This window comes from Bradyrhizobium sp. BR 10261, from assembly GCF_019455395.1.
GTDB lineage: Bacteria > Pseudomonadota > Alphaproteobacteria > Rhizobiales > Xanthobacteraceae > Bradyrhizobium > Bradyrhizobium manausense.
In genome coordinates this window covers 56,064-79,441 of the sequence record NZ_JACOFQ010000036.1, presented here as the reverse complement: position 1 = coordinate 79,441, position 23,378 = coordinate 56,064, and the positions used below count along the sequence as shown (strand labels likewise).

Genomic DNA, 23,378 nt, shown 5'->3' with positions numbered 1-23,378 from the left:
GCCTCGAAGGTCGCATCGTCGGTGGCGATGCCGCGGATCAGTTCCACCAGCTCCATCAGCGGCACCGGATTCATGAAGTGAATGCCGATGAAGCGCTCGGGCCGGTCCGTGGCGGCGGCAAGGCGGGTGATCGAGATCGAGGATGTGTCGGAGGCGACGATCGCCTCCGGCTTCAGAATCGCGCAAAGGTCGTGGAAGATCCTGCGCTTGACCTCTTCCTTCTCGACCGCGGTCTCGATCACGAGATCGCAGTCGGCGAGGTCGTCCAGCTTCTCGGCGAGCTTGATGCGCGCCATCGCCTTGGTCTTGTCGTCCTCAGTGACGGCCCTCTTCGAGACCTGCCGCGCCAGATTGCCATTGATGGTGGCCATGCCGGACTTGAGGCGATCGGCCGAGACGTCGTTGAGCACCACGTCGAAGCCGGCCAAGGCCGCGACATGCGCGATGCCGTTGCCCATCTGACCCGCGCCGATCACGCCGACCTTCTTGATCACTGCCGCCATAATATCATCCACCGGAACGGCGCGCATATCGCGCCTGCCTATCCCCTGAGCCGGGAGGTCTGATTGACCAGAAGCCCGATTTAATCAGAACCTTGGCTCGAAACCTAGATTGGATCGCTTCAAAGGCGTGCCCCACGCCAAAGAAAACGCCTCAGAAATGAAACACCGGCCGGAGTTTATACCCCCGGCCGGTGTTTTTATCGGGTTTTACTTGCCGAGCTTGCCGAGTTCGGCGGTCAGCTCCGGAACCGCCTGGTAGAGGTCGGCGACCAGGCCGTAATCAGCCACCTGGAAGATCGGGGCGTCCTCGTCCTTGTTGATCGCGACGATCACCTTGGAGTCCTTCATGCCGGCCAGATGCTGGATGGCACCGGAAATGCCCACGGCGACGTAGAGCTCGGGGGCGACGACCTTGCCGGTCTGGCCGACCTGCCAGTCGTTCGGCGCATAGCCGGCGTCGACCGCCGCGCGCGAGGCACCGACACCGGCCCCCAACTTGTCGGCCAGCGGCTCGATGTATTTGGCGAAGTTCTCGCGGCTCTGCATGGCGCGGCCACCGGAGACGATGATCTTGGCCGAGGTCAGCTCGGGACGATCGCTCTTGGCAACTTCCTCCCCGACGAAGGTCGACAGGCCGGGATCCGCCGCCGCAGCGACGCTCTCGACCGGCGCACTGCCGCCGGCAGCGGCGGCCGCAAAGGTCGAGGTCCGGACCGTGATGACCTTCTTCGCATCCTTCGACTTCACCGTCTGGATGGCGTTGCCGGCATAGATCGGACGCTCATAGGTGTCGGGGGCGACCACCTTGATGATCTCCGAGACCTGCATGACGTCGAGCAGGGCTGCAACGCGCGGCATCACGTTCTTGAAGCGCGAGGTCGCGGGCGCGACGATCGCGTCATAGGACGGGGCCAGCGAGACGATCAGCGCGGCCAGCGGCTCGGCGAGATCGTGCGCATAGAGCTCGCCGTCGGCGAGCAGCACCTTCTTCACGCCGGCAAGCTTGGAGGCGGCATCCGCCGCGGCCTTGGCGTTCTGGCCGGCGACCAGCACCTCGACATCCGCGCCGAGCGCGGCAGCCGCGGTGAGGGTCTTGTTGGTCGCATCCTTGAGCGACGCGTTGTCGTGTTCAGCAATCAACAGCGTCGTCATCAGAGCACCCCGGCTTCGTTCTTGAGCTTCGACACCAGCTCGGCGACGTCCTTGACTTTTACGCCCGCCTTGCGGCCCGCCGGTTCGGTGGTCTTGAGAACCTCGAGGCGCGCGGCGACATCGACGCCGTAATCGGCGACGGTCTTCTCCGCGATCGGCTTCTTCTTCGCCTTCATGATGTTGGGCAGCGAGGCATAGCGCGGCTCGTTGAGACGCAGATCGGTCGTGACGATCGCCGGTCCCTTGAGCTTGACGGTCTGCAGGCCGCCGTCGACTTCGCGGGTGACCTTGAAGTCAGAGCCTTCGACCTCGAGCTTCGAGGCGAACGTGGCCTGCGACCAGCCCAGCAGCGCAGCCAGCATCTGGCCGGTCTGATTGCTGTCGTCGTCGATCGCCTGCTTGCCGAGGATGATCAGCCCGGGCTGCTCTTCTTCAGCAACCTTCTTCAGGATCTTGGCAACGGCGAGCGGCTCGACGGTGCCCTCGGCCTTCACCAGGATGCCGCGATCGGCGCCCATGGCCAAACCAGTACGGATCGTCTCCGATGCCTGCGCCGGCCCGATGGAGACCACCACGACTTCGGTCGCCTTGCCGGCTTCCTTCAGACGCAGCGCTTCCTCGACCGCGATTTCGTCGAAGGGATTCATCGACATCTTGACGTTGGCGAGTTCAACGCCCGATCCATCGCCCTTGACGCGGACCTTGACGTTGTAATCGACCACCCGCTTTACCGGCACTAAGACCTTCATCGATCCTCTTTCACTCAATTGGGAGGGGGGTATTTCAACTGGCGCGGAACCTAAAGGCCTGATCCGGCCCGGTCAACGCGCGAAGGGCCTAATTTTAGTCCCCTGAAATGCTGATCTCAATGGGGTCAGCGACCCCTTAGGGTCAGCGATTCTGGCCCGGAACCCAGAGCACGTCGCCGGCGCCATCATGGTTAGCGGCGCGGCTGGCCACGAACAGGAAGTCCGACAGGCGATTCATATATTGGATGCCAGCGGCGCCTACGGGCTCGCCGGGCTGGGCTGCCAGCTCCACCATCATGCGTTCCGCCCTGCGGCATATCGTGCGCGCGACATGGAGGTAGGCGGCGGCCGGCGTGCCGCCCGGCAGCACGAAAGAGGTGAGCGGCGCCAGCTTGTCGTTGAGCGCGTCGATGTCGTGCTCGAGTCGCTCGACTTGAGCCGCCACCACCCGCAGCCGCTCCGCTTTGCCGTCCCGTTCGGGCACCGCGAGATCGGCGCCGAGATCGAACAGATCATTCTGGATGCGGCCGAGCATCGCATCGAGCACCAGTGCATCCTTGGTGTGAAGGCGCGCCACGCCGATTGCGGCATTGGTCTCGTCGACGGTGCCGTAGGCTGCGATGCGCCGATCATATTTCGGACGGCGCTCGCCGGTTCCGAGCGCTGTCGTGCCGTCGTCACCGGTCTTCGTATAGATGCGGTTCAGAACAACCATGAGAGTGTCCTTGTTCTTCGGGCATGATCTAATCGGAAAACCGCTTCACACTTTGCGCAAGCGCGGTCCTTCGGGTCCGGATCATGCCCTATCGCCCCATCGCCCAGACCGCGACCATGGCAATGACGATCGCGATGAACTGCAGCAGCACGCGCCAGCGCATCAATTTCTGCGACGTGTTGGGCGAGCCGCCGCGCATCATGTTGACGAGGCCGAGCAGCAGCACCACCGCCACGGCGGCCACGGCAATCGGCAGGATGAAAGTACTCAGGAGAGATGCCATTTGGGGGTGATAACACCGTGTGCGGCGCTCCGCCATGGCGTCGCGGCAACCCACCGCCGTCATTCCGGGCTCGGTGCTCGCATCGCCCCGGAATGACGACGGGCGCTTCGCGATCTGGCTTTTCCGCCAATAATATCAGATGGTAGCGAGATGATTTCCGGTCCGAGCCAATTGCCCGGCTTCTCTGCCTCTCCCCGCGCAAGGGGCGAGCGAGCAACAGCTGTCGTGTAGGCTGCGCGTGAAAGCCATCCGCACCATCTATGTCATAGTGGAAGACGCCTTCTACACGTTCCTGGCCGACGACGGCTGGGCGATCGCGAGCCATATCGCGCTGTCGACGCTGATGGCGCTGTTCCCGTTCCTGATCGTGCTGACGTCGCTGGCCGGCTTCTTTGGCTCCAAGGAGCTCGCCGACCAGGCCGCCAGCCTGATGCTTCAGGTCTGGCCCAAACAGGTCTCCGATTCGATTTCGGGCGAGGTGCACGACGTGCTGACGACGACCCGCTCCGGCGTGCTGACCATCGGCGCGGTGCTGTCGGTCTATTTCGCCTCGAATGGCGTCGAGGCACTCCGGGTTGCACTCAACCGTGCCTATGCCGTGGTGGAGATGCGGCGCTGGTACTGGCTCCGGCTGGAATCGATCGGCTACACGCTGGTGGCGGCGTTCACTGCACTCGCCATGGCATTCCTGATCGTGCTCGGACCGCTGCTCATCGCAGCTGCCCGGCGGCACATTCCGCTGTTCGTCGAATCCAACGAGAGCATCCTCACCTGGCTTCGCTATGGCATCACTATCGCCGCTTTGGTGGTGGCGCTGTTCATCCTGCACGCCTGGCTGCCAGCGGGACGCCGCAGCTTCTTCCAGATCCTGCCCGGCATCGTCTTCACCATGGTGGCATCGCTGATCTCGGGCATCGTGTTCGGCCAATACCTGGCGCGCTTCGCCAACAATTACGTCACGATGTATGCGGGACTCGCCTCGGTCATCATCGCGCTGGTGTTCCTGTATTTCATTGCCGCGATCTTCGTCTTCGGCGGCGAACTCAACGCCGCGATCATCAAATCGCGACTTCCTCACGGCGTGTCGCTTCAAGCAGCGCAATCGCTAACGCCCGCGGGGACACAGGCTTGACGAGGAAGGCGTCGGCGCCGGCTTCGCGCGCGGCCGCCTCGTCCTCGCCGCGGCCAGACACGCCGATGATCGGGATCCGGGCCAGCGGCGCCTGCATCTTGCGAACCCGTCTGATCGCCTCGACGCCGTCGATGCCCGGCAACACCATGTCCATCAGCACCGCATCGAAGCCGCCCTGCGCGAGCCTGTTCACGACATCCTCGCCGCGCCCAATGAACTCGGCATGATGGCCGAGCTCGGTCAGGATCGTGTTGAGCACGACGCGGCCGAATGGATTGTCCTCGACGCTGAGCACGCGCAGCGATGTCAGCGGCTCCGCTTCGCCGCCTTCGGTCTTGCCGGCCTTCGCCGGCCCGGCCGCATCGAGCGTGACAGTCAGGGTGAAGGTGGCGCCGCCACCTCGCCGCGGTGCGACCGTGATGTCGCCGCCCATCGCACGGGCCAGCTGCTTGACCGAGGACAGACCGAGCCCGGCGCCGCCGAAGCGCGAGGCGATGGTGACATTGGCCTGGGTGAACGGGCGGAACAGCCGCTTGATCTCGGCCATGGTCAGCCCGATGCCGCTGTCGGAGACCGAGAAGGCCACGCCGACCCGGTGCTTGTCCTTGGCTTTGCCGCTGGCTTTGCCTTTGGCGGGCCGCCAAGGCGCGGCCGAGATGGCGACGGCCCCCTGCTCGGTGAATTTGACCGCATTGTCGATCAGGTTCTCGAGTGCGGCGCGGAGGCGGACGGAATCCCCGACCACGAGGCCCGGGAGCTTGTCGGAGATATCGACCTCGGCCTGAAGGCCCTTGGCAGCGGCACGACCGGCGAGCGAATCGCCGGTGCTGCGGGCAAGCGCGCGCAGATCAAACAGATCCTGCCGCAGCGTGCCGCTCTTGCCGGCACCCTTGCCGGTCTTGGCGGCATCGACGAACAGCGTGGCGAGGTTCGCCAAGTGCTCGGCACCGGCCTTGATGGTGTCGGCCCAGCGCCGCTCCCGCTCGCCGAGGTCGGAGGTCGAGAGCAGGTCGCTGATCGCCAGAATGCCGGTCAAGGGCGTCCGAACCTCGTGGGCAAAGGCCGCGAGCGCCGCCTGGATCACGTCGGGCGCAACGTTCCCGGTGCTGCGCTGGCGCACTTTCCCGACCGCCCCGGACCGCTTCCGAGGCGGCTGCCTGGACTTTCGCGTGGTGCGCGCTGCGCGCGTTTTCGCCGCCATAGCTCCCCTTCGAAGTCTCCGCTTCGAACCCCCCAGGCTCAAAGGCGAGCATGGCATGGCTGCCACCCCGGAGTCACGGCACTGCCGTGCTAACCCCCAGAGAAACTTAGCCTAATCCCACGGTCGCGCGAATGCCAACGGGTGACATGCCGGCCGCACGCAACTCCCGGAGGCCGGTCGAGCGGTTCGATTTCGACAGCTTCCGGCCATCGGTGCCGCGAATCAGGCCGTGATGGCGATAGATGGGCTCGGTCAGGCCGAGCAAAGCCTGAAGCAGCCGGTGAACCGAGGTGGCGTGAAACAGGTCCTGGCCACGCACGATGTCGCTCACCTCCTGGAGCGCGTCGTCGACCACCACGGATAGATGATAGCTGGTCGGCGTCTCCTTGCGGGCCAGGATCACGTCGCCCCACGCCTCGGGCCGGGCGGCGACCAGGCCGCGCTCGCCGTCGGGCCCCTCGCCCTGCTCGTTCCAGGTCAGACCGGAGACCTGCCGGCAGGCCGCCGCCATATCGAGGCGCAAGGCATAGGGCACGCCGGAGGCGATCAGGCGCGCTCGCTCGCCGGCCGGCAGCGAGTTCGCGTCGCCAGGATAGAGTGGAGCGCCATCGGGATCACGCGGCCATGGTCCATCCCCCTCACGGGCCGCGACCAGCTTTGCAATCTCGGCGCGGCTCTCAAAAGCTGGATAGACGAGACCGAGCGCGGAGAGTTTTTCGAGCGCCGCGCGATAGTCGGCGAGATGCTCCGATTGCCGCCGCACTGGCGTTTCCCAGGCGATCCCGAGCCAGGCGAGATCCTCGTAGATCGCGGTCTCATATTCCGGCCGGCAGCGCGCCATGTCGATGTCTTCGATGCGCAGCAATAGCCGCCCACCGGTCTCCCGCGCGCGGTCGAAGTTCAGCAGCGCCGAATAAGCATGGCCGAGATGAAGGTGGCCGTTCGGGCTCGGGGCAAATCGGAAAACGGGTGGCATCAGTTGAATCTCGTCATGGCCAGGCTTGTCCCGGCCATCCACATTGTTCGGTATCACAGACCGATCGTGTCACCGTCATGGACGAACACGATGACCACGGCCCATGCTAAACAAAGCCCTGCGGTTAGAAAGACGTGGATGGCCGGGTCAAGCCGGGCCATGACGCCGGAGAGAGTTTGCCAAACTGCCATGACCATCCATCTCGAAACCCAGTCTGACCTCGAAGAAGCCGTCCATGCGCTGGTCAAGCGCGATCCGCGCCTCAAGTCCGTGCTCGAGATTGCGGGCATGCCGGCGCTCAGGCGGCGCGAGCCGGGCTTTGCGGGGCTTGCACATATCGTCTGCGGGCAGCAGCTATCGACCGCGAGCGCCGCGGCGATCTGGGGACGGTTATCTGCGGCCTTCGATCCGTTCGATCATGAGGCGGTGCGCCGCGCCCGCACCGATCGGCTGGGCCGGCTCGGACTGTCAGCGGCCAAGATCAAGACGCTGAAACATCTCGCGCGCGAGATCATCGCCGAGCGGCTGAACCTCGACGTGCTCGCAGAGGAAGACGCCGACGCCGCGCATCACACGCTGGTCTCGCTGCCGGGCATCGGGCCGTGGACGGCCGACCTCTATCTCCTGTTTTGCCTTGGCCATGGCGATGCCTGGCCGGCCGGCGACCTCGCGGTACAGGAGGGCATCAAGATCGGCCTTGGCCTGAAGGCGCGACCGACGGAAAAGCAGATGGCGCCGCTCGCCGAACCCTGGCGTCCCCTGCGTGGCGCGGCCGCGCATCTGTGGTGGAGCTACTACCGCGCGGTGAAGAAGCGCGAGGGTGTGCTTGCGGGATCGAACTAGCCTCGCAACCGTTCGCGGTCGGCCCGGGCACATTCCGCGACATAGTCCACCACGGCGCGCACCGCGGACAGCTCGACCAGATCGGGATGGGCGAGCAGCCAGAGGTCGGCGACGCTGACGAGTTTTTGCGGCGCGACGCGCACGAGGTCCGGATAGCTTTCCGCGACGAAGCAGGACAGCGCGGAGATGCCGATCCCCGCGCGTACCGCCGCCAGCATGTCGCCCTGCGAAGAGCAGCGCATCACCACGGTGCCCTGGCGCGTGATCGCATCGCTCCAGCGCGCCAGCTGCGCGTTCGAATCCTGATCGGCAAAGCCGATGACGCTGTGCCCCTTCCACTCGCCGCTCCGCTCCGGCAGAGACCGGCCGGCAGCATAGTCGCGCGAGGCGTAGAAGCCGGTGCCGAGACGGCCGACCTTGCGGCCGACCAGATTCTCCTCGCCGCTGTCGACCGGCCGCAGCACGACGTCGGCCTCCCGTCGGCGCACGCTGGCCGGAAACGGATGGGTGATGATCTCGAGCCTGATGTGATCATGCGCGCCGAGAAAAGAACGCAGCCGCGGCATCAGCCAGTGCGAGGCCAGCGTCGCGCCGATCGACAGCTTGACCGTGCCGCGCGCCTTGCGCCCGCCGGCGCCAACCGCCGCCTCGGCCCGCAGCGCTGCGGCTGCCATCGCCTCGGCATGCTCGCGCAGAGTCCGGCCGTCGGCGGTGAGGACGAATCCGTCGGCGGCACGCGCCAGCAGCTTTGTGCCGAGCTGCGCCTCCAGCGCCGCGATCTTGCGGCTGACGGTCGGATGGCTGGCGTGCAGGCGCTTGGCCGCGGCGGTGAAGCTGCCGGTATCGGCGACCGCGACGAAGGTCTTGCAGAGATCCCAATCCACCGCCGCGCTCCGTACAAAACTGAATATACGTATGTTCAATATTGAACGATCCGCCGCCGGCCGTCCAATCCTATAGTGGGGTCAAAGCGCCGGCCGGCGGAAGACCGCGGCGGCGCGACAATCGACATGGAAGCGCTCAAGCTTCGGCCGGCAGGCCGTCGACGCGCGTCGTCAGGAGGATCGGATGGCACTGCCCGCTCTGCTCAGGAACAATCTGGAGCTCCCCGTCGTCGGCTCGCCGCTTTTCATCGTCTCCGGCCCGGAGCTGGTGATCGCCCAGTGCAAGGCCGGCGTGGTCGGCTCGTTTCCCGCGCTCAACGCCCGTCCGGTCGAAAAGCTCGACGAATGGCTGAGCCGCATCGAGGACGAGCTCGGCGAATATAAGTCGCGCAATCCCGGCAAGAAGGTCGCGCCCTACGCCGTCAACCAGATCTGCCACGCCTCCAACGACCGGCTGATGAAGGACATGGAGACCTGTGTGAAGCACAAGGCGCCCATCATCATCACCTCGCTGCGGCCGCCGGCGGAGATCGTCGAGGCCGCACATTCCTATGGCGGGCTGGTGTTCCACGACGTCATCAACGTCAAGCATGCGCGCAAGGCGGCCGAACAGGGCGTCGACGGCCTGATCCTGGTCTGCGCCGGTGCAGGCGGACACGCCGGCACGCTGTCGCCCTTCGCGCTGGTGCGCGAGGTCAAGCAATGGTTTGGCGGCGCCATCCTGCTGTCGGGCGCGATCAGCGACGGCTATGGCGTCGCCTCGGCGCTGACGCTGGGCGCCGACCTCGCTTATATGGGCACGCGCTTCATCGCGACGCAGGAAGCCAATGCCGATGAGGCCTACAAGTCGGCGCTGATGCAGCACGCCGCGCACGATATCGTCTACACCAACCTGTTCACCGGCGTGCACGGCAATTATCTCGGACCGTCGATTGCGGCCGCCGGGTTGGACCCGGACAATCTCCCGGTCGCCGACAAGACGAAGATGAATTTCGGCTCCGGCGGCAACATGAAATCCAAGGCATGGCGCGATATCTGGGGATCCGGCCAGGGCATCGGCCAGATCACCGACGCGCCTCCAGTCGCCGAGCTCGTCCACCGGATGAAGGGCGAGTTCGAGCAGGCCCGCCAGGATTTCCTGATGCGCGCCAGCGCCTGACGGTTCAGACTGACAAGAAAAGAAGAACGGGAGGACATCATGAAGCTGGCAGCCGCACTGATCGGCCTATCGATGCTGGCGCTCGCAGCTGAAACGGCCCACGCCGAAGGCAGCGACGAGATCCGCATCGGGCAGACCCTGCCCTATAGCGGACCAGCCTCCGGCTTCGGCGCGATCGGACGGACCCAGGAGGCGTTCTTCGAGAAGGTCAACGCGGAAGGCGGCATCAACGGGCGCAAGGTCAAGTTCATCTCGCTGGACGACGCCTACTCGCCGCCGAAGACGGTGGAGCAGACCCGCAAGCTGGTGGAGCAGGACGAGGTGCTGATGATGTTCGGCTCGCTCGGCACCGCCACCAATAGCGCCGTGCAGCGCTACCTCAACGCCAAGAAGGTGCCCCAGCTGTTCGTGCTCTCGGGCGCGACCAAATGGGCCGATCCGCAGAAGAACCCGTGGACGATGCCGGGCATGGCGGCCTATGAATCCGAGGGCGCCGTCTATGCCAAATACGTCCTCCAGTCCAAGCCCGACGCGAAGATCGCCATCCTCTCTCAGAACGACGATTTCGGCCGTGACTATGTCGCAGGCTTCAAGCGCGCGCTCGGCGCCAAAGCCGCCAGCATGATCATCGCTGAAGCGAGCTACGAGACCAGCGCACCGACGATCAGCTCGCAGCTCTCGACGTTGAAAGCCTCGGGCGCCAACGTGCTGTTCGGCGTCGTGCTCGGAAAGTTCACCTCGCAGGCGATCAAGGGTGTGGCCGAGATCGGCTGGAAGCCAGACCTGTTCTTCGTGCCGACCTCGGCCTCCTCGATCTCGTTCCTCGAGCCGGCCGGGCTGGACAACGCGGTCGGGCTGATCTCGTCGAGCAACCAGAAGGACACGATGGACCCGCAATGGGCCGACGATCCCGGCGTGAAGGACTATTTCGCCTTCATGAAGCAGTACATGCCGAATGCGGACCTCTCCAACTCCAACCACGCGGCCGGCTACCACTACGCGACGCTGCTGATGACGATCCTCCGAGCGTGCAAGGACGACGTCAGCCGCGACAACATCATGCGCCAGGCTGCCTCGCTGAAGGAGGTGAAGTTGCCGCTGCTGCTGCCAGGCATGTCTGTCACGACCGGCCCTGATGATTATTTGCCGTTCCAGCAGCTTCAGCTCCGCCGCTTCAACGGCAAGAGCTGGGTCGGGTTCGGCGACGTGCTGGACGATCGCTAGGCTCGCGCGAAACAAGGACACGCCATGATCATCAGCGGTGAACGCCGGATCGGCTATGACGAGATTCAGGCCCGCATCAGGCGGGCCGCGAGCGGGCTTCGCAGCCTGGGCCTCGCCGACGGCACGTCGGTCGCCATGATGCTGCGCAACGATTTTGCGCTGTTCGAGGTGGTCGCGGCCTCGGCCGCGCTCGGCAGTCCCGTGGTGCCGATCAACTGGCATCTCAAGGCCGAGGAAGTCCGCTACATCCTCATCGACAGCGGCGCGAAGATCCTGGTCTGCCATGCTGATCTGCTTCCGCAGATCCGTTCCGGCCTGCCTGCGGACGTCCGCCTCCTCGTCGTTGCAACGCCGCCCGAGCTTACGTCGACCTTCGCAATTCCTTCGGAAATGGCTGAGGTGCCGGCCGGCCTGACCGATTGGGACAGCTGGCGCAACGGCCATCCGGAGTCGGAGGAACCGCCGCGGCGTGCCGCAGCGATGATCTACACCTCGGGGACCACGGGCATGCCGAAGGGCGTAAGGCGCATGCCGATGCAGCCCGAACAGGCCGCCGCCTCCGAGCGCGTCGGCGCGATCGCCTATGGCATCAAGCCGCGCGAGGACCAGGTCGTGCTGATCAACGGGCCGATGTATCACTCGGCGCCGCATTCCTACGGCATGCTGGCGTTCCGCAGCTTCTGCACCATCGTTCTGCAGGCGCGGTTCGACGCCGAGGAGCTGCTGGCGCTGATCGAGCGCCACAAAGTCACCCACATCCACATGGTGCCGACCATGTTCGTCCGGCTGCTGCGGCTGCCCGATGCAATCAAGCAGCGCTACGACCTCTCGTCGCTGCGTTTCGTCGTGCACGGTGCTGCGCCCTGCCCACCCGAAATCAAGCGGGCCATGATCGACTGGTGGGGACCGGTCATCAACGAATATTTCGGCTCGACCGAGACCGGCATTCCGGTGTGGCACTCGGCCGGGGAGGCATTGAAGAAGCCGGGCACGGTCGGCCGCGCCATCGAAGGCGGCATCGTCAAGATCTTCCGCGAGGACGGCAGCCTCTGCGGTGTCGGCGAGGTCGGCGAGATCTACATGCGCCAGACGGCGGTACCGGACTTCGACTATCACGGCAAGGCGCAGGCACGCGCCGAGGCCGGGCGCGACGGCCTCGTCAGCGTCGGCGACGTCGGCTATCTCGACCAGGACGGCTATCTCTTCCTGTGCGACCGCAAGCGCGACATGGTGATCTCGGGCGGCGTCAACATCTATCCCGCCGAGATCGAGAACGCGCTGATTGCGATGCGAGGGGTGCGCGATTGCGCCGTGTTCGGCATCCCCGACGCGGAATATGGCGAGCGGCTGTGCGCCTGCATCGAGCCGGAGACAGGGGTGCAGCTCTCCGCCGCCGCCGTGCAGGCGTTCCTGCGCGAGCGGCTAGCAAACTTCAAGGTGCCGAAGGAGGTCCAGTTCCTGGATGCGCTGCCCCGCGAGGCGACGGGGAAGATCTTCAAGCGCAAGCTGCGGGATCCCTATTGGGCAAACCACAGCTAACGGGCCGAGTGCGCCGGGTCTATCTCGACACGCTGAAGGGGCGCATTCCGCCTGAGCAGGGCCACGTGCTCTCGTTGATTGGGTAGAGCACCTTTGTCGGCGAAATCGGGTTCAGTAATTGGAAGGCCGCTCCGCGCCGGCTCCCCCGGCCGGCCCTCCCAAATCACGGCATTTTTGGGCGTTTGCCACCCCGCCGCCGTATTGCTTGCACCTGAATAAGTCGCTCAACGGGCTTCACAATCCCGTCACGCTGCATGTAGTATGTCAGTACATGCTGCTTCGCAGCGTATATTGGAGGCCGGGAGCGTTACTTGAACGCACATGTCTCGCAAGGCAGTTGGCCGGTGCTGGTCCTGAACGCGGACTTCCGGCCGCTGAGTTACTACCCACTGTCTCTGTGGTCGTGGCAGGACGCGATCAAGGCGGTGTTCCTCGACCGCGTCAATATCGTAGCGCATTACGACCAGGCGGTTCACAGTCCCACGCTGCAAATGCAGCTGCCGAGCGTGGTTTCGCTCAAATCCTTCGTCAAGCCGACCACGCATCCCGCTTTCACCCGGTTCAACGTCTTCCTGCGCGACCGTTTCGCCTGCCAATATTGCGGCTCGCCCGACGATCTTACCTTCGATCACATCATCCCGCGCAGCAAAGGCGGTCAGACCACCTGGGAGAACGTGGTCGCGGCGTGCTCGCCCTGTAACCTGCGCAAGGGCAACCTGACGCCGGCTCAGGCAAAAATGTTTCCGCGCCAGAATGCGTTCGCGCCGACCGTGCACCAGCTCCATCGCAACGGCCGCCTGTTCCCGCCAAACTATCTGCACGACAGCTGGCTGGACTACCTCTACTGGGATACGGAGCTGGATCCGTAGGGGCGATTTGCTGTCGCACTTTGACAGCGTTACCTGACCGCTGTAGTTGAGGTGGCCGATTAAGACACGCCCTCTGTGAATCATCGGTATTCGATCGAAATCGGAATACCGACGATATGGTAAGCGCAAGCGGTTGGTCTAAAGTCGTGACGTCGCTCGCGCTGGCGTTCGCACAAGGTGCGGCCGCGCAGAATGCCTCACCTGCGCTGACCCCTGCCGGCAGAAGCATCCTTGAGGCAGTTGTCGCGAGTGACGGCAGACCGCTCTACGATCGCAGTGGGCCGACCAGACCAACCGTCTTTCCGATGCCGATGTGCACATTCACTGGCGGTCTCTGCGGCGCAGTGCGGCGTGACGGGAGCGTTGCGGTACCGCCACGCTACGACTGGGTCGGCACGTTCTCCGATGAGCGAGCCGCCGTACGCATTGGTGGCCTCTATGGCTTCGTCGACGACCACGGGCACGAGATCGTGCCGCCGCGCTATCGCCTCGTCGGCAATTACAAATTCGGTTTTGCCCAGGTCGATGTCGACGGCAAGTCGGGCCTGATCGATCGCGATGGCAAGCTCGCGATCGAGCCCCGATACGGCTTCATCCAGGCTATCGCACCCGACCGCTTCCGCGTCGCCGACAAGCGGCCGCTGGGAGAAACAATCGACGTCGAGTTCTTTCCTGAGGAGAACGACAGTGCGCAGAGCGATACCAGCTGGGTGATCGGCGCTCCTGAAAGCACCGGAGTTATCGATCGCAACGGTCAATGGATTGAGCCGCCTGGGACACGAATCTTCGATCCGGACCAGCGATCGATCCGCATCGTTTCGCGGGAAATTCTTCGCCCCGGCCCCAAAGAAACTCTATCGGGGCTTCAGCGCAGCGATGGAAGCTGGCTCGTCAAACCGCAATTCGATCGCGTGAATCCGTTTGGCAACGGCTTCGCCCGGGTCAGGAAGGATGGAAAGACCGGCTTCATCGATCGTGACGGACAAGTCGTGATCCCACTCGTTTTCGACGAGGCATGGCCCTTCGCACCTGGCTCCGACCGCACAGCCGCTCGGCAAGCCAGAACCGTAGGGGCAATCGACCGCACAGGCGCCTGGATATTCCAGATGGAGGCTCGTGGAATCCGGCCCGCGATTTCCTCCGATGGCGGAATGCTCTATGGCTGGCATTTCGAAAGGCGCGAAAAATGGGGGCTGCTCGACCTCGACGGCCATGTCCTGCTGGACGCCGATTTCGATCAACCCGTCCAGCGCTGCGCGGACGGCCATCTGGTCATCGTCAAGGGCAGCCAATGGCTTTATTTCAAGAGCGATGGCATCCCGTTGCAGCCTCCCCAGGACGGTCAGATTCTTGGCAGCGGTTGCGCGTCGCCTCCGCCCTACGTCGTGAAAGCCGGCGAAAAATATGGGCTCATGGACGGCGACGGCAAGCAGATCACCCCGCTGGAATTCGACGCGCTGGTCGCCGTGACCTCGGAGATCTGGAATGCTAAGCGCGACGGCAAATGGGGACGTATCGGACTCGACGGTCACTGGCTGATCGAGCCGAAATTCGAGAACCTCTCGCGCGGCAATCCGGTCATCATCGCGACGAAAAATGCCAAGCGCGGTTTCCTGAAGGCTGACGAAAGCTGGTTGATCGAACCGCGTTTCGACGCCGCACGGCTCCTGGATTCCGAGACAGCATTCGTCACGACGGACGGTGCAACCGGCGTTATCAGCCTAAGGGACCAAACCTGGATCGTCGCCCCGCGGCGAGCCACGATGTGCGAAATCCCATACGCTGTTCTGTCGCAGAGTGAAGGGCATCGCGCGATCTTCTCGCGCAAGGGACAGACATGGATCGAATCCAACGTCGACCGGCTCGGCATCGATCTCGAGGCGGGGCTGCTGCCATTCTCGAAAGACGGCAAATGGGGCTTGATGGACACCGCCGGCAAAATCGCGATCCAGCCGATCTATGACGAACAGGTCAGTTTCCGGCCAACACTTTACGGCATCGCCTGGATCAAGCGGGATGGCCGCGCCTGCCCGATCGACCGACACGGCCAAGACATCCCGGGCATGGCATGCATCGAGAAAAGCCGCTCGAACGAAAGCGGCGGTTACTTGAGGTGTGCGATCGAATGAGCAGAATGTTGTCTGGCTGGTGTCGTCACACCCGATCGCGTTCCTGGCCACCACATCACGGTAAAATGCTGCACTCAGCTTCGCCACCCGCGCCTGCATCTCGAAGTCGACGTGGTAGATAACGAAGCGTTTGCGTAAGCGGGATTGACCGCCTCAAGCTTGCGGCATTCGATCGTGGACGGATCGGCTGTGACCTGTAGCGACATTGCGTCGGGTGACCCAACGGCATCGTTCTACGCGACGCCGGGCGCCGACACCACGAGCAACTCGATCCCGATTATGGCGCTCCTCGTCCAACGATCGATTATCGCCGCACATCGAATGTTCGTGGAAAACGCATTCAGGTTAACGCTTCGGCTTCCGCAGAGGCAACCGCGACGGCGAAAGCCCGGGGCAGTTCTGCCATTTCACCCGTGCGAAACCGCAAAATCGCGGTTGGCGCTCCCAATTCCCTTTGCATTCGTTACCGTCCCTTAAGCCTCTGATGGCAGTTTGGCCGGGATTTGCGGGCCTGCATGCCGCTGATCGGTCAGGGTCGGGTCGTCGCTCATGTTTGCCGAGGCGCTGGAAGCGGTTCGATTTTCGCCATCGAAACGGATCGCCTATGTCCGCTTCGTGCTGGCGGCGCTGGCCGTGATGGTGCTGTTCAAGACGTTGAGGTTTGGGCGCTGGGGCGTCTTCCAGATCCGCGAGCTCTCCGATTTCGACGCCTTTTACATCGCCGCGCAACAGGTGTGGCGCGGCCAGGTCGATCTGGTGTACCGGTTCGAAACGCTGATGAAGCTCCAGGCCGAGGCTGCGCATGGAGCAACCGGCTTCATGCCCTGGACCTACCCGCCGCAGTTCGACCTGCTCGTCGCACCGCTGGCGCTGCTGCCGGTTGGCATCGCCTATTTGGTGTTCATCGTCGCAACGCTCGTGGCCTACCTGCTGATGCTTCGCGCCATTGCGGGCGCGAATTTCGCCCATGTCCTGGTCGCACTGTTTCCCGCGCTTGCGATCACGATCGGCGGCGGACAGAACGGCTTTCTCACCGGCGCCCTGATTGGCCTGGCCTGCCTCAACGTGGAGCGGCGCCAGCTTGTCGCCGGCCTCGCGCTGGGTGCGATGGTGATCAAGCCGCATCTCGCCATCGCCGTCGGTGTCTACATGCTGGCGACACGCCGCTGGGTGGCGCTCGCGACCGCCGCTTTGGTCGTGCTGGCAAGCTCCATGGTCTGCACACTGGTGTTCGGCTGGCAGATCTGGACCGCATGGCTTGGCGCGATCGGGGAATCGGCGCGTTTTCTCGATCAGGGCATTTACCCGCTGCTGCGAATGATCTCGACCTACGCGGCGCTTTCCCGGGCGGGCGTTCCGCCAACTCTTGCCTTCTGGGCGCAGGCAACGGTCGCGAGCCTTGCGCTCTGCGCGGTGGTGCTTGCCGTCTGGCTCGGCGCGGCGCGCAAGATGTCACCCCGATTCGCCCTCGGCATCACCGCCCTGGTCTCGGTGATGATCAGCCCCTACGCCTATGATTATGATCTGCCCATGATCGGCATCGGCCTCGGCTTGCTGCTTCCCGATCTGGCGCTGCTGGCGAGCGCGCGCGAACGCGGCATCATCTACGGGCTGATCCTGCTGGCCGGCGCCTACGGCATGCTTCAATCGGCGCGGCTGGCGGCGCAGTTCGGCGAGGAACAGGCCTATCTCGCCGGGCTGACCGACAGGTTTGCGCCGGCGCTCGGCGGCTTCGCGATGATGGCCTTGCTGGCCCTGCTGCTGCGGCTGCTCTGGCGCGGAATGCAGTCCGCCTCCGTGCTACCGCAAGCCGCCCAGGCTGCGGAATAACGCCATTACGTCCGCGACAGAGCCGGCGTCACGCCGCCGCGCGACGGAACCGGAACGGCCGGTACCCGTTCAATTGGGAGCCCATGCGGAGGCGAAGGCTGCCGCGCAACCAGGGAGGCTCACCATGCCCGCCGCCGAGAAGGATCATGTCTACAAGATCCTGGAACTGGTCGGATCGTCCGAGACCTCGATCGATGATGCCATCAAGAATGCTGTCAGCCGCGCGTCCAAGACCATTCGCGAGATGAAATGGTTCGAGGTGGTGCAGACCCGTGGTCACATCGAGAACGGTGCGGTGCGCCACTACCAGGTGACGCTGCGCGTCGGCTTTACGCTGGAAGGGTGAGACGGGCTTGCATCGATAAAGCTCGCTCGTCAGCGCACCGTAGCCCCCGGGCATGCCGACCGCGCAACTTTAAGCCAGGTGACACGCCACGTAATGTCCGCCCGCGCCTTCCTTCAGCTCCGGCGCGCTTTCCGCACAGCGGGGCTGGGCGATCGGACAGCGGGTGTGGAAGTGACAGCCTGACGGCGGCTTCATCGGGCTCGGCACGTCGCCCTTGAGGCGGATGCGGTTGCGCTTGAGCTTGGGGTCCGGCACCGGCACCGCGGAGAGCAGTGCCTTGGTGTAGGGATGCTGCGGATTGCGATAGAGATCGCTCGCCTTCGCCAACTCGACGATGCGGCCGAGATACATCACTGCGACGCGGTCGGAGATGTGCTCGACCACCGACAGGTCGTGCGCCACGAACAGATAGGTGAGATTCAGCTCGGCCTGGAGATCTTCCAGCAGGTTGATGACCTGCGCCTGGATCGAGACGTCGAGCGCGGATACCGGCTCGTCGCAGACGATCAGCTTCGGCTCGACCGCTAGGGCGCGTGCGATCACGATGCGCTGGCGCTGGCCGCCAGAGAATTCATGCGGATAACGTCGCATGTGCTCGGCCTTGAGGCCGACCTTGACCAGCAAGCCCGCGACGCGTTCCTCACGCTCCCTGGCGTTGGCTGCGAGATTGTGGATGGTGAAGGCTTCGCCGAGGATCGAGCCGACCGTCATGCGCGGATTGAGCGAGGCGAACGGATCCTGGAACACGAGCTGCATGTTCCGCCGCATCGCGCGCAGATCGTTGCCGCCGAGGTTGCGCACGTTCTGACCGTCGAAGGTGACTTCGCCATCGGTCGGCTCGATCAGGCGCAACACGCAACGTCCCGTGGTCGACTTGCCGCAACCGGACTCGCCGACCAGACCAAGCGTCTCGCCGCGATTGACGGAGAACGACACGCCGTCGACCGCATAGACGGTGCCGACCTGGCGCGACAGCAGGCCACCGAGCACGGGGAAATATTTCTTCAGGCCGCTGACGCGGAGCAAGGGCTCGCTCATGCCGCGCCTCCCACTTGCGGATCACCGAGATGACAGGCCATGCGGTGACCGGGCGCGATCTCGCGCAGCAACGGCTCCTTCGCGGTGCAGACGTTCATGGCGAACTTGCAGCGCGGCGCGAAGCGGCAGCCGACCGGCGGATTGATCAGGATCGGCACCGAGCCGCCGATCGCCTCGAGCCGCGTCTTGTGCTCACTGTCGAGATCGATGCGCGGAATCGAGCGGATCAGGCCTTGCGTGTAGGGATGGCGCGGATCGGCGAAAAGAGCGTCGACGCCGGCCTCCTCCACCACTTTGCCGGCATACATCACGACAACGCGCTGCGCCGTTTCGGCGACGACGCCCATGGCATGGGTGATCAGCATCACCGCCATGCCGAAGCGTTCCTTCATGTCCTGGAGCAAATCGAGGATCTGCGCCTGGATGGTGACGTCGAGCGCGGTGGTCGGCTCGTCGGCGATGATCAGCTTGGGCTTGCAGGCCAGCGCCATCGCGATCATCACGCGCTGGCGCATGCCGCCGGAGAACTGGTGCGGATAGTTGTGCACGCGGCCATCGGCGTTCGGAATCTGCACCAGCTTCAGCATCTCGACCGTGCGCTCGAGCGCCTGCTTCCTGGTGACGTTCTCGTGCCGGCGCAGGCTCTCGGCGATCTGCTCACCGACGGTGAGTACCGGATTGAGCGAGGTCATCGGCTCCTGGAAGATGAAGCCGATCTCCTTGGCGCGGATTTCGTCGAGCTGGTTGCTCGTCAACGGCACCAGATCGCGGCCTTCGAAGATGATCTCCCCTGCGGCGATGCGGCCCGGCGGCATCGCGATCAGCTTCAGGATCGACATTGCAGTCACGGTCTTGCCGCAGCCGGATTCGCCGACGACGCAGAGCGTCTCGCCCTTGTTGATGGTGATGTCGACGCCGTCGACGGCCTGGAGGATGCCGTCATCGGTAGAGAAGTGGGTCTTGAGGCCTTTGATCTCGAGCAGCGGCGCCATCAGATCACCCGTCGCGCATCGAGCGCATCGCGCAGACCGTCCCCGATGAAGTTGATGGCGACGACCGCGATGAAGATCGCGCCGCCCGGGAACAGGGCCCAGTGCGGGCCGATATCGAGGAAGTCCTTGGCGTCGAACAGCAGCCGGCCCCAGGTCGGCGTATCTGGCGGGAAGCCGAGGCCAAGGAAGGACAGCGTCGATTCCGCGATGATGGCGGCCGCAACGTCGATGGTGCCGGCGATGATCACCGGGCCGAGCGCATTGGGCAGGATGTGCTTCACCACCTGCCGCACCGGGCTGGCGCCGAGCGCACGCGCGGCCTCGACGAACTCCTTCTCGCGGATCGACAGGAACTGGGCGCGGACCAGGCGCGCCACCGGCATCCAGCGCAGACCGCCGATCACGAGCACGATCAGGATGAAGATGCCCCCCTCCGGACCGAACACCTGCTTCAGCCCGTCGCGGAAGAGATAGATCAGCAATAGCAGCAACGGCAGTTGCGGCAGCGACAGAAAAAGGTCGGTAAGCCACATCAATCCATGCCCGAGCGCGCCACGCGACATGCCGGCGAGCGCGCCAATCAGTGTACCGATGAAGACCGAGACCAGCATCGCAGCGAGGCCGACGGCAAGCGAGATGCGCCCCCCATAGATCATCCGCGCCAGGATATCCTGCCCGAGATCGTCCGTGCCGAAGGGATGGGAGAGCGACGGCCCCTGCAGACCGGCGACGATGTCGATGTCATTGATCTTGACGCGCCAGATGAAGGGACCGAACACGACCGCCAGGACCAGAACGAGAAGCAGAAAGGTGCTGACCACGGCGAGCTTGTGGCGGCTATAGCGCCGCCACGTCTCGCGCCAGGGCGAGTAGACCCCCCGCTCAGCGGAGGGAGATGCGAGGGTCAAGCCAGCCATACAGGACGTCCGCGATGAGATTGAAAAGCACCACGAGGCAGGCGAAGACGAAAGTGACGGCCATCACCACCGGCGTGTCGTTGGAAAGGATGGATGAGATCAGCAGCGATCCGATGCCGGGAATCCGGAAGATCTGCTCGGTGACGAGGGCGCCGCCGAACACCGCGGGCAGCTGCAGCGCGACCAGCGTAACCACCGGGATCATGGCGTTGCGCATCACATGCTTGACGATGACCTTGGCCTGGCCGAGACCCTTGGCACGCGCCGTTGTGACGTAGTCGAGCCTGATGACGTCGAGCGTCGCCGAACGGACAAAGCGCGTCATCGATGCCGCCTGGAACAGGCCGAGCACGGTAACCGGCATGATTGCCTGCCGGACCATTTCCAGCACATAGGGGATGCCGGTGGCCTTGATGTCGGTGGTATAGACAAAGGGCAGCCAGTCCAGCGTGACCGAGAAGATCAGGATGAACAGGAGACCGGTGAAGAAGGTCGGCAGCGAGAAGCCGATGAAGGCGAGGGTGTTCGCGATCTGGTCGAACAGCGAATAGGGCTTTGTGGCAGCGTAGACCCCGACTGGGATTGCGATCAGAAGCGCCAGGACCTGCGCCGAGCCGATCACGTAGAGCGTGGTCGGCAGGCGCTGGAGGATCAGCGTGTCAACGTTCATGCGGCTGACGAAGGAGAAGCCCCAATCGCCGTGCGCCATGGCGTTGAGCCAGTGGAAATAACGGAGATAGATCGGATCATCGAGCCCGAACCTGGCCCGAAGTGCAGCTTGCACTTCGGGTGGCACGTTCGGATTGGTCGCCAACTCCGAGAAGGGATCGCCGGGCGCAAGAGCCAGCACGAAGAACAGGACCGCCGAGATGCCGAGAAGGCTCGGCACGGCGATCAAGAGACGACGCAGAATGTACTGACTCATGAGGGGACCTTATGCCGGTTCCTCACGCCTCGCGGTACCAGTCCTGTATGTTGTCCGTTTCATTGGCCCAGCCGCTGAGCGCGGGGCGCAGGGTATTGGAGGCAGCCTCCACCTTCAGGCGGTGCATCACCGGAATGAAGACGGTGTCCTGCCACAGCATGTCGTTACACTTGATGTAGAGCGCCGCTCGCTTGACCGGATCGGTTTCCGTTTCCGCCGCTGCAATCAACGCGTCGTAGTCCTTGTTAACATAGCGGGGGAAGTTTTGCCCCTGCCACTTGTTCTCCTTGCTGGCGACCTGACTCGAGATATAGCGCTTCATGTGCAGGGCGGGATCGGGCTGGGTCATCGGGATCTGGAACTCCTCGATGTCGGCGTAGAACTTGGAATAGGTATCGGGGTTGGCGACGTCGGAGGAGAAGAACACCGAGGCCACGACCGATTTCAGCTCCACATCGATGCCGGCCTTCTGACAGGCCTGCTTGACGATGGCCTGGGTCTTCTGCCGCGGACCATTGGTCGAGGTCTGGTACAGAAGCTTGAATTTCTTGCCGTCTTTCTCGCGAATGCCGTCGGCGCCGACCTTCCAGCCGGCGTCATCGAGCATCTTCGACGCCTTCTCGATGTTGAACTCCCAAGAGGTGTTCTTGGAGACGAACTTCTCGGGACCGTTGAGGTAGTTGGCCGTGGTGCGTCCGGCCCGGCCGTAGATCGCCTTCTTGACGGACTCGCGATCCACGAGGAGGGCGAGCGCCTTGCGCACGTTCGGATCCGACAGGATCGGATGCTTGGTCTTGACCGAGGACCGTTCGCCATCAACCTCGGTGTTGGGGTCGGTGAAGTTGAGCGCGATGAACTCGATGTCGCCGCCCACGGCGTTAATGGTCTTGCCCTTGCCGCCCTTCTCCAGGCGCAACAGCACGTCATCCTCGACCTGGATGTTCCAGCCGAAATCATATTCGCCGGTCTGGATCACCGCGCGCGCCGCCGAGACGGCATCGCCACCGCCCTTCATCTCGATCGAGTCGAAATACGGACGGTTCGGCATGTGATAGTCGGGGTTGAGCTCGCCGCGGACCACGTCGCCCGGCTTGAACTCGACGAACTTATAGGGACCGGTACCGATCGGTGCCAAATTGTTCGGCGCCTCGCGGGATTTTCCGCCCTTGTAGTCCGCAAACAAGTGTTTCGGGAGGATGCAGCCATAGGCGCCGACAAAGGCATTGGCCCAGAAGGGCGTGGGGTTCTTGAACGAGATGCGAATCGTGAGATCGTCAACCTTTTCCACGGTCATGTCGGCGTAGGTGTTGACTGACACGGCCGCGGTGGCGGGGTCGCTGGCATATGCCCAGGTGAACACGAGATCTTCGGCGGTGAGGGGCTTGCCGTCATGCCATTTGACGCCAGGCTTGATCTTCCAGCTCACCGACTTGGCGTCGGCGGCAAGGCCGCCGTTCTGGAGCGACGGTATCTCGGCAGCGAGAATGGGATTGAGATTGCCGTTGGCGTCCCAGCTTGCGAGCGGCTCGTAAAACAGCCGCGAACCGTCCTGGTCCTTGGTGCCAGTGGCGAAGTGCGGATTGAGCAGGGTCGGTCCCTGCCACCACAACAGCTTGAGCGGGCCACCGCCACCGCGTTTGGTCGGCGGATAGGGCGAGGGGCTCTGCGCCATGGCGACGCCGCCGATGGCGAGGATCTGGTTCGCCATGGGCGCAGTGAGGCCGACGGCGGCCAAGCGCTGAATGAAGGCGCGGCGATCCATCCGCCCGTCCGTCACGTCACCGATCATTGAACGCAGTTCTTTGTCCAGCATGGTTTTCCCCCGTCTGGTTCCCGTATGGATGCAGGCGGCCGCGGAACGGCCGCCGGGGTTTTGGCTGGCGGTAGATGGCACACCGAATAGGCCGCACGTCAACTGCAGCCGTGTGTGTGCAAACGATGTTCTGGCTGTCTGTTGGGCAAAACTTCATTC

At 64.0% G+C, this 23,378-nt stretch carries 21 protein-coding genes and 2 pseudogenes; 10 read left to right on the top strand and 13 right to left on the bottom strand.

The genetic code is table 11. The features are described 5' to 3' along the window. From HYH07_RS31415 to HYH07_RS31395, 5 genes are all read right to left on the bottom strand, one after another. Window positions 1-503, bottom strand: a 503-nt coding sequence (locus tag HYH07_RS31415) for a 3-hydroxyacyl-CoA dehydrogenase NAD-binding domain-containing protein (protein WP_228749871.1), incomplete at its 3' end; no start/stop codon positions are given. A gap of 207 nt (window positions 504-710) precedes the next feature. Then, window positions 711-1,655, bottom strand: a complete 945-nt coding sequence (locus HYH07_RS31410) for an electron transfer flavoprotein subunit alpha/FixB family protein (protein WP_220006099.1) — start codon at window positions 1,653-1,655, stop codon at window positions 711-713. Continuing rightward, complete coding sequence (locus HYH07_RS31405) at window positions 1,655-2,404, bottom strand: electron transfer flavoprotein subunit beta/FixA family protein (protein WP_130363342.1); 750 nt, start codon at window positions 2,402-2,404, stop codon at window positions 1,655-1,657. The genes HYH07_RS31410 and HYH07_RS31405 overlap by 1 nt, the downstream gene beginning before the upstream one ends. Window positions 2,405-2,546: 142 nt before the next feature. After that, window positions 2,547-3,119 (bottom strand): cob(I)yrinic acid a,c-diamide adenosyltransferase, encoded by a 573-nt coding sequence (locus HYH07_RS31400; RefSeq protein ID WP_220006098.1) that lies wholly within the window; start codon window positions 3,117-3,119, stop codon window positions 2,547-2,549. An 88-nt stretch (window positions 3,120-3,207) separates the two neighbouring features. Then, window positions 3,208-3,402, bottom strand: coding sequence for a twin transmembrane helix small protein (locus HYH07_RS31395; protein ID WP_057746671.1), 195 nt, complete (start codon window positions 3,400-3,402; stop codon window positions 3,208-3,210). 238 nt (window positions 3,403-3,640) lie between these two features. Here HYH07_RS31395 and HYH07_RS31390 point away from each other — a divergent pair, with 238 nt between their 5' ends. Further along, on the top strand, window positions 3,641-4,534 hold the full coding sequence (locus HYH07_RS31390; protein ID WP_220006097.1) for a YihY/virulence factor BrkB family protein: 894 nt from the start codon (window positions 3,641-3,643) through the stop codon (window positions 4,532-4,534). Here HYH07_RS31390 and HYH07_RS31385 read toward each other — a convergent pair. Together HYH07_RS31385 and gluQRS are read right to left on the bottom strand one after the other, a co-directional pair. After that, window positions 4,461-5,735, bottom strand: a complete 1,275-nt coding sequence (locus HYH07_RS31385) for an ATP-binding protein (protein ID WP_057746665.1) — start codon at window positions 5,733-5,735, stop codon at window positions 4,461-4,463. The genes HYH07_RS31390 and HYH07_RS31385 overlap by 74 nt on opposite strands. A gap of 106 nt (window positions 5,736-5,841) precedes the next feature. Further along, complete coding sequence (gene gluQRS / locus HYH07_RS31380; protein ID WP_220006096.1) at window positions 5,842-6,711, bottom strand: tRNA glutamyl-Q(34) synthetase GluQRS; 870 nt, start codon at window positions 6,709-6,711, stop codon at window positions 5,842-5,844. Window positions 6,712-6,900: 189 nt separating this feature from the next. Here gluQRS and HYH07_RS31375 point away from each other — a divergent pair, with 189 nt between their 5' ends. Then, complete coding sequence (locus HYH07_RS31375) at window positions 6,901-7,554, top strand: DNA-3-methyladenine glycosylase (protein WP_220006095.1); 654 nt, start codon at window positions 6,901-6,903, stop codon at window positions 7,552-7,554. Here the strand turns inward: HYH07_RS31375 and HYH07_RS31370 are convergent. Then, on the bottom strand, window positions 7,551-8,438 hold the full coding sequence (locus HYH07_RS31370) for a LysR family transcriptional regulator (protein WP_220006094.1): 888 nt from the start codon (window positions 8,436-8,438) through the stop codon (window positions 7,551-7,553). The genes HYH07_RS31375 and HYH07_RS31370 overlap by 4 nt on opposite strands. A 184-nt stretch (window positions 8,439-8,622) precedes the next feature. Here HYH07_RS31370 and HYH07_RS31365 point away from each other — a divergent pair, with 184 nt between their 5' ends. The 8 genes and pseudogenes from HYH07_RS31365 (at window position 8,623) to HYH07_RS31335 (ending at window position 17,534) form a co-directional block, all read left to right on the top strand. Further along, entirely contained in the window at window positions 8,623-9,597 is a 975-nt protein-coding gene (locus tag HYH07_RS31365) for a nitronate monooxygenase family protein (RefSeq protein WP_220006093.1), read from the top strand. A 39-nt stretch (window positions 9,598-9,636) separates the two neighbouring features. Next, window positions 9,637-10,821 carry an ABC transporter substrate-binding protein gene (locus HYH07_RS31360; protein ID WP_220006092.1) on the top strand — a complete coding sequence of 395 codons (1,185 nt, stop codon included), beginning with the start codon at window positions 9,637-9,639 and terminating at the stop codon, window positions 10,819-10,821. A 15-nt stretch (window positions 10,822-10,836) separates the two neighbouring features. Then, a pseudogene (locus tag HYH07_RS31355) lies at window positions 10,837-12,360 on the top strand (acyl-CoA synthetase); the annotation flags it as partial. Window positions 12,361-12,671: 311 nt separating this feature from the next. After that, entirely contained in the window at window positions 12,672-13,229 is a 558-nt protein-coding gene (locus HYH07_RS31350) for an HNH endonuclease (RefSeq protein ID WP_220006090.1), read from the top strand. Between the two features lie 116 nt (window positions 13,230-13,345). Next, window positions 13,346-13,720: pseudogene (locus tag HYH07_RS36880) on the top strand (WG repeat-containing protein); the annotation flags it as partial. 219 nt (window positions 13,721-13,939) lie between these two features. Beyond that, the gene (locus HYH07_RS36655) at window positions 13,940-15,358 is read left to right on the top strand and encodes a WG repeat-containing protein (protein WP_312016711.1); all 1,419 of its coding nucleotides are present in this window, start codon (window positions 13,940-13,942) and stop codon (window positions 15,356-15,358) included. 549 nt (window positions 15,359-15,907) lie between these two features. After that, window positions 15,908-17,188 (top strand): glycosyltransferase family 87 protein, encoded by a 1,281-nt coding sequence (locus tag HYH07_RS31340; RefSeq protein ID WP_220006088.1) that lies wholly within the window; start codon window positions 15,908-15,910, stop codon window positions 17,186-17,188. A gap of 124 nt (window positions 17,189-17,312) precedes the next feature. Next, complete coding sequence (locus tag HYH07_RS31335; RefSeq protein ID WP_220006087.1) at window positions 17,313-17,534, top strand: dodecin; 222 nt, start codon at window positions 17,313-17,315, stop codon at window positions 17,532-17,534. Between the two features lie 69 nt (window positions 17,535-17,603). Here HYH07_RS31335 and HYH07_RS31330 read toward each other — a convergent pair whose 3' ends face one another. From HYH07_RS31330 to HYH07_RS31310, 5 genes are read right to left on the bottom strand one after another with little or no spacing between them, the layout of a single operon-like run. Next, window positions 17,604-18,572 (bottom strand): ABC transporter ATP-binding protein, encoded by a 969-nt coding sequence (locus HYH07_RS31330; protein WP_220006086.1) that lies wholly within the window; start codon window positions 18,570-18,572, stop codon window positions 17,604-17,606. Beyond that, window positions 18,569-19,564, bottom strand: a complete 996-nt coding sequence (locus tag HYH07_RS31325) for an ABC transporter ATP-binding protein (RefSeq protein ID WP_220006085.1) — start codon at window positions 19,562-19,564, stop codon at window positions 18,569-18,571. Before HYH07_RS31325 ends, HYH07_RS31330 begins: the two co-directional genes overlap by 4 nt. Beyond that, window positions 19,564-20,481, bottom strand: coding sequence for an ABC transporter permease (locus HYH07_RS31320; RefSeq protein WP_220006084.1), 918 nt, complete (start codon window positions 20,479-20,481; stop codon window positions 19,564-19,566). The genes HYH07_RS31325 and HYH07_RS31320 overlap by 1 nt, the downstream gene beginning before the upstream one ends. Further along, a complete protein-coding gene (locus tag HYH07_RS31315) occupies window positions 20,447-21,406 on the bottom strand; it encodes an ABC transporter permease (RefSeq protein WP_220006083.1) in 960 nt (319 codons plus the stop codon). Before HYH07_RS31315 ends, HYH07_RS31320 begins: the two co-directional genes overlap by 35 nt. Window positions 21,407-21,428: 22 nt before the next feature. Further along, entirely contained in the window at window positions 21,429-23,219 is a 1,791-nt protein-coding gene (locus HYH07_RS31310; RefSeq protein WP_220006082.1) for a peptide ABC transporter substrate-binding protein, read from the bottom strand. Window positions 23,220-23,378 lie beyond the last annotated feature (159 nt).

Coding starts and splice junctions, on each gene's coding strand:
- gluQRS (WP_220006096.1), bottom strand. CDS start 6,711: ATGCCACCCGTTTTCCGATTTGCCCCGAGCCCGAACGGCCACCTTCAT.
- HYH07_RS31310 (WP_220006082.1), bottom strand. CDS start 23,219: ATGCTGGACAAAGAACTGCGTTCAATGATCGGTGACGTGACGGACGGG.
- HYH07_RS31385 (WP_057746665.1), bottom strand. CDS start 5,735: ATGGCGGCGAAAACGCGCGCAGCGCGCACCACGCGAAAGTCCAGGCAG.
- HYH07_RS31360 (WP_220006092.1), top strand. CDS start 9,637: ATGAAGCTGGCAGCCGCACTGATCGGCCTATCGATGCTGGCGCTCGCA.
- HYH07_RS31325 (WP_220006085.1), bottom strand. CDS start 19,564: ATGGCGCCGCTGCTCGAGATCAAAGGCCTCAAGACCCACTTCTCTACC.
- HYH07_RS31395 (WP_057746671.1), bottom strand. CDS start 3,402: ATGGCATCTCTCCTGAGTACTTTCATCCTGCCGATTGCCGTGGCCGCC.
- HYH07_RS31315 (WP_220006083.1), bottom strand. CDS start 21,406: ATGAGTCAGTACATTCTGCGTCGTCTCTTGATCGCCGTGCCGAGCCTT.
- HYH07_RS31330 (WP_220006086.1), bottom strand. CDS start 18,572: ATGAGCGAGCCCTTGCTCCGCGTCAGCGGCCTGAAGAAATATTTCCCC.
- HYH07_RS31375 (WP_220006095.1), top strand. CDS start 6,901: ATGACCATCCATCTCGAAACCCAGTCTGACCTCGAAGAAGCCGTCCAT.
- HYH07_RS31365 (WP_220006093.1), top strand. CDS start 8,623: ATGGCACTGCCCGCTCTGCTCAGGAACAATCTGGAGCTCCCCGTCGTC.
- HYH07_RS31410 (WP_220006099.1), bottom strand. CDS start 1,655: ATGACGACGCTGTTGATTGCTGAACACGACAACGCGTCGCTCAAGGAT.
- HYH07_RS31405 (WP_130363342.1), bottom strand. CDS start 2,404: ATGAAGGTCTTAGTGCCGGTAAAGCGGGTGGTCGATTACAACGTCAAG.
- HYH07_RS31340 (WP_220006088.1), top strand. CDS start 15,908: ATGTTTGCCGAGGCGCTGGAAGCGGTTCGATTTTCGCCATCGAAACGG.
- HYH07_RS31400 (WP_220006098.1), bottom strand. CDS start 3,119: ATGGTTGTTCTGAACCGCATCTATACGAAGACCGGTGACGACGGCACG.
- HYH07_RS31335 (WP_220006087.1), top strand. CDS start 17,313: ATGCCCGCCGCCGAGAAGGATCATGTCTACAAGATCCTGGAACTGGTC.
- HYH07_RS31320 (WP_220006084.1), bottom strand. CDS start 20,481: ATGGCTGGCTTGACCCTCGCATCTCCCTCCGCTGAGCGGGGGGTCTAC.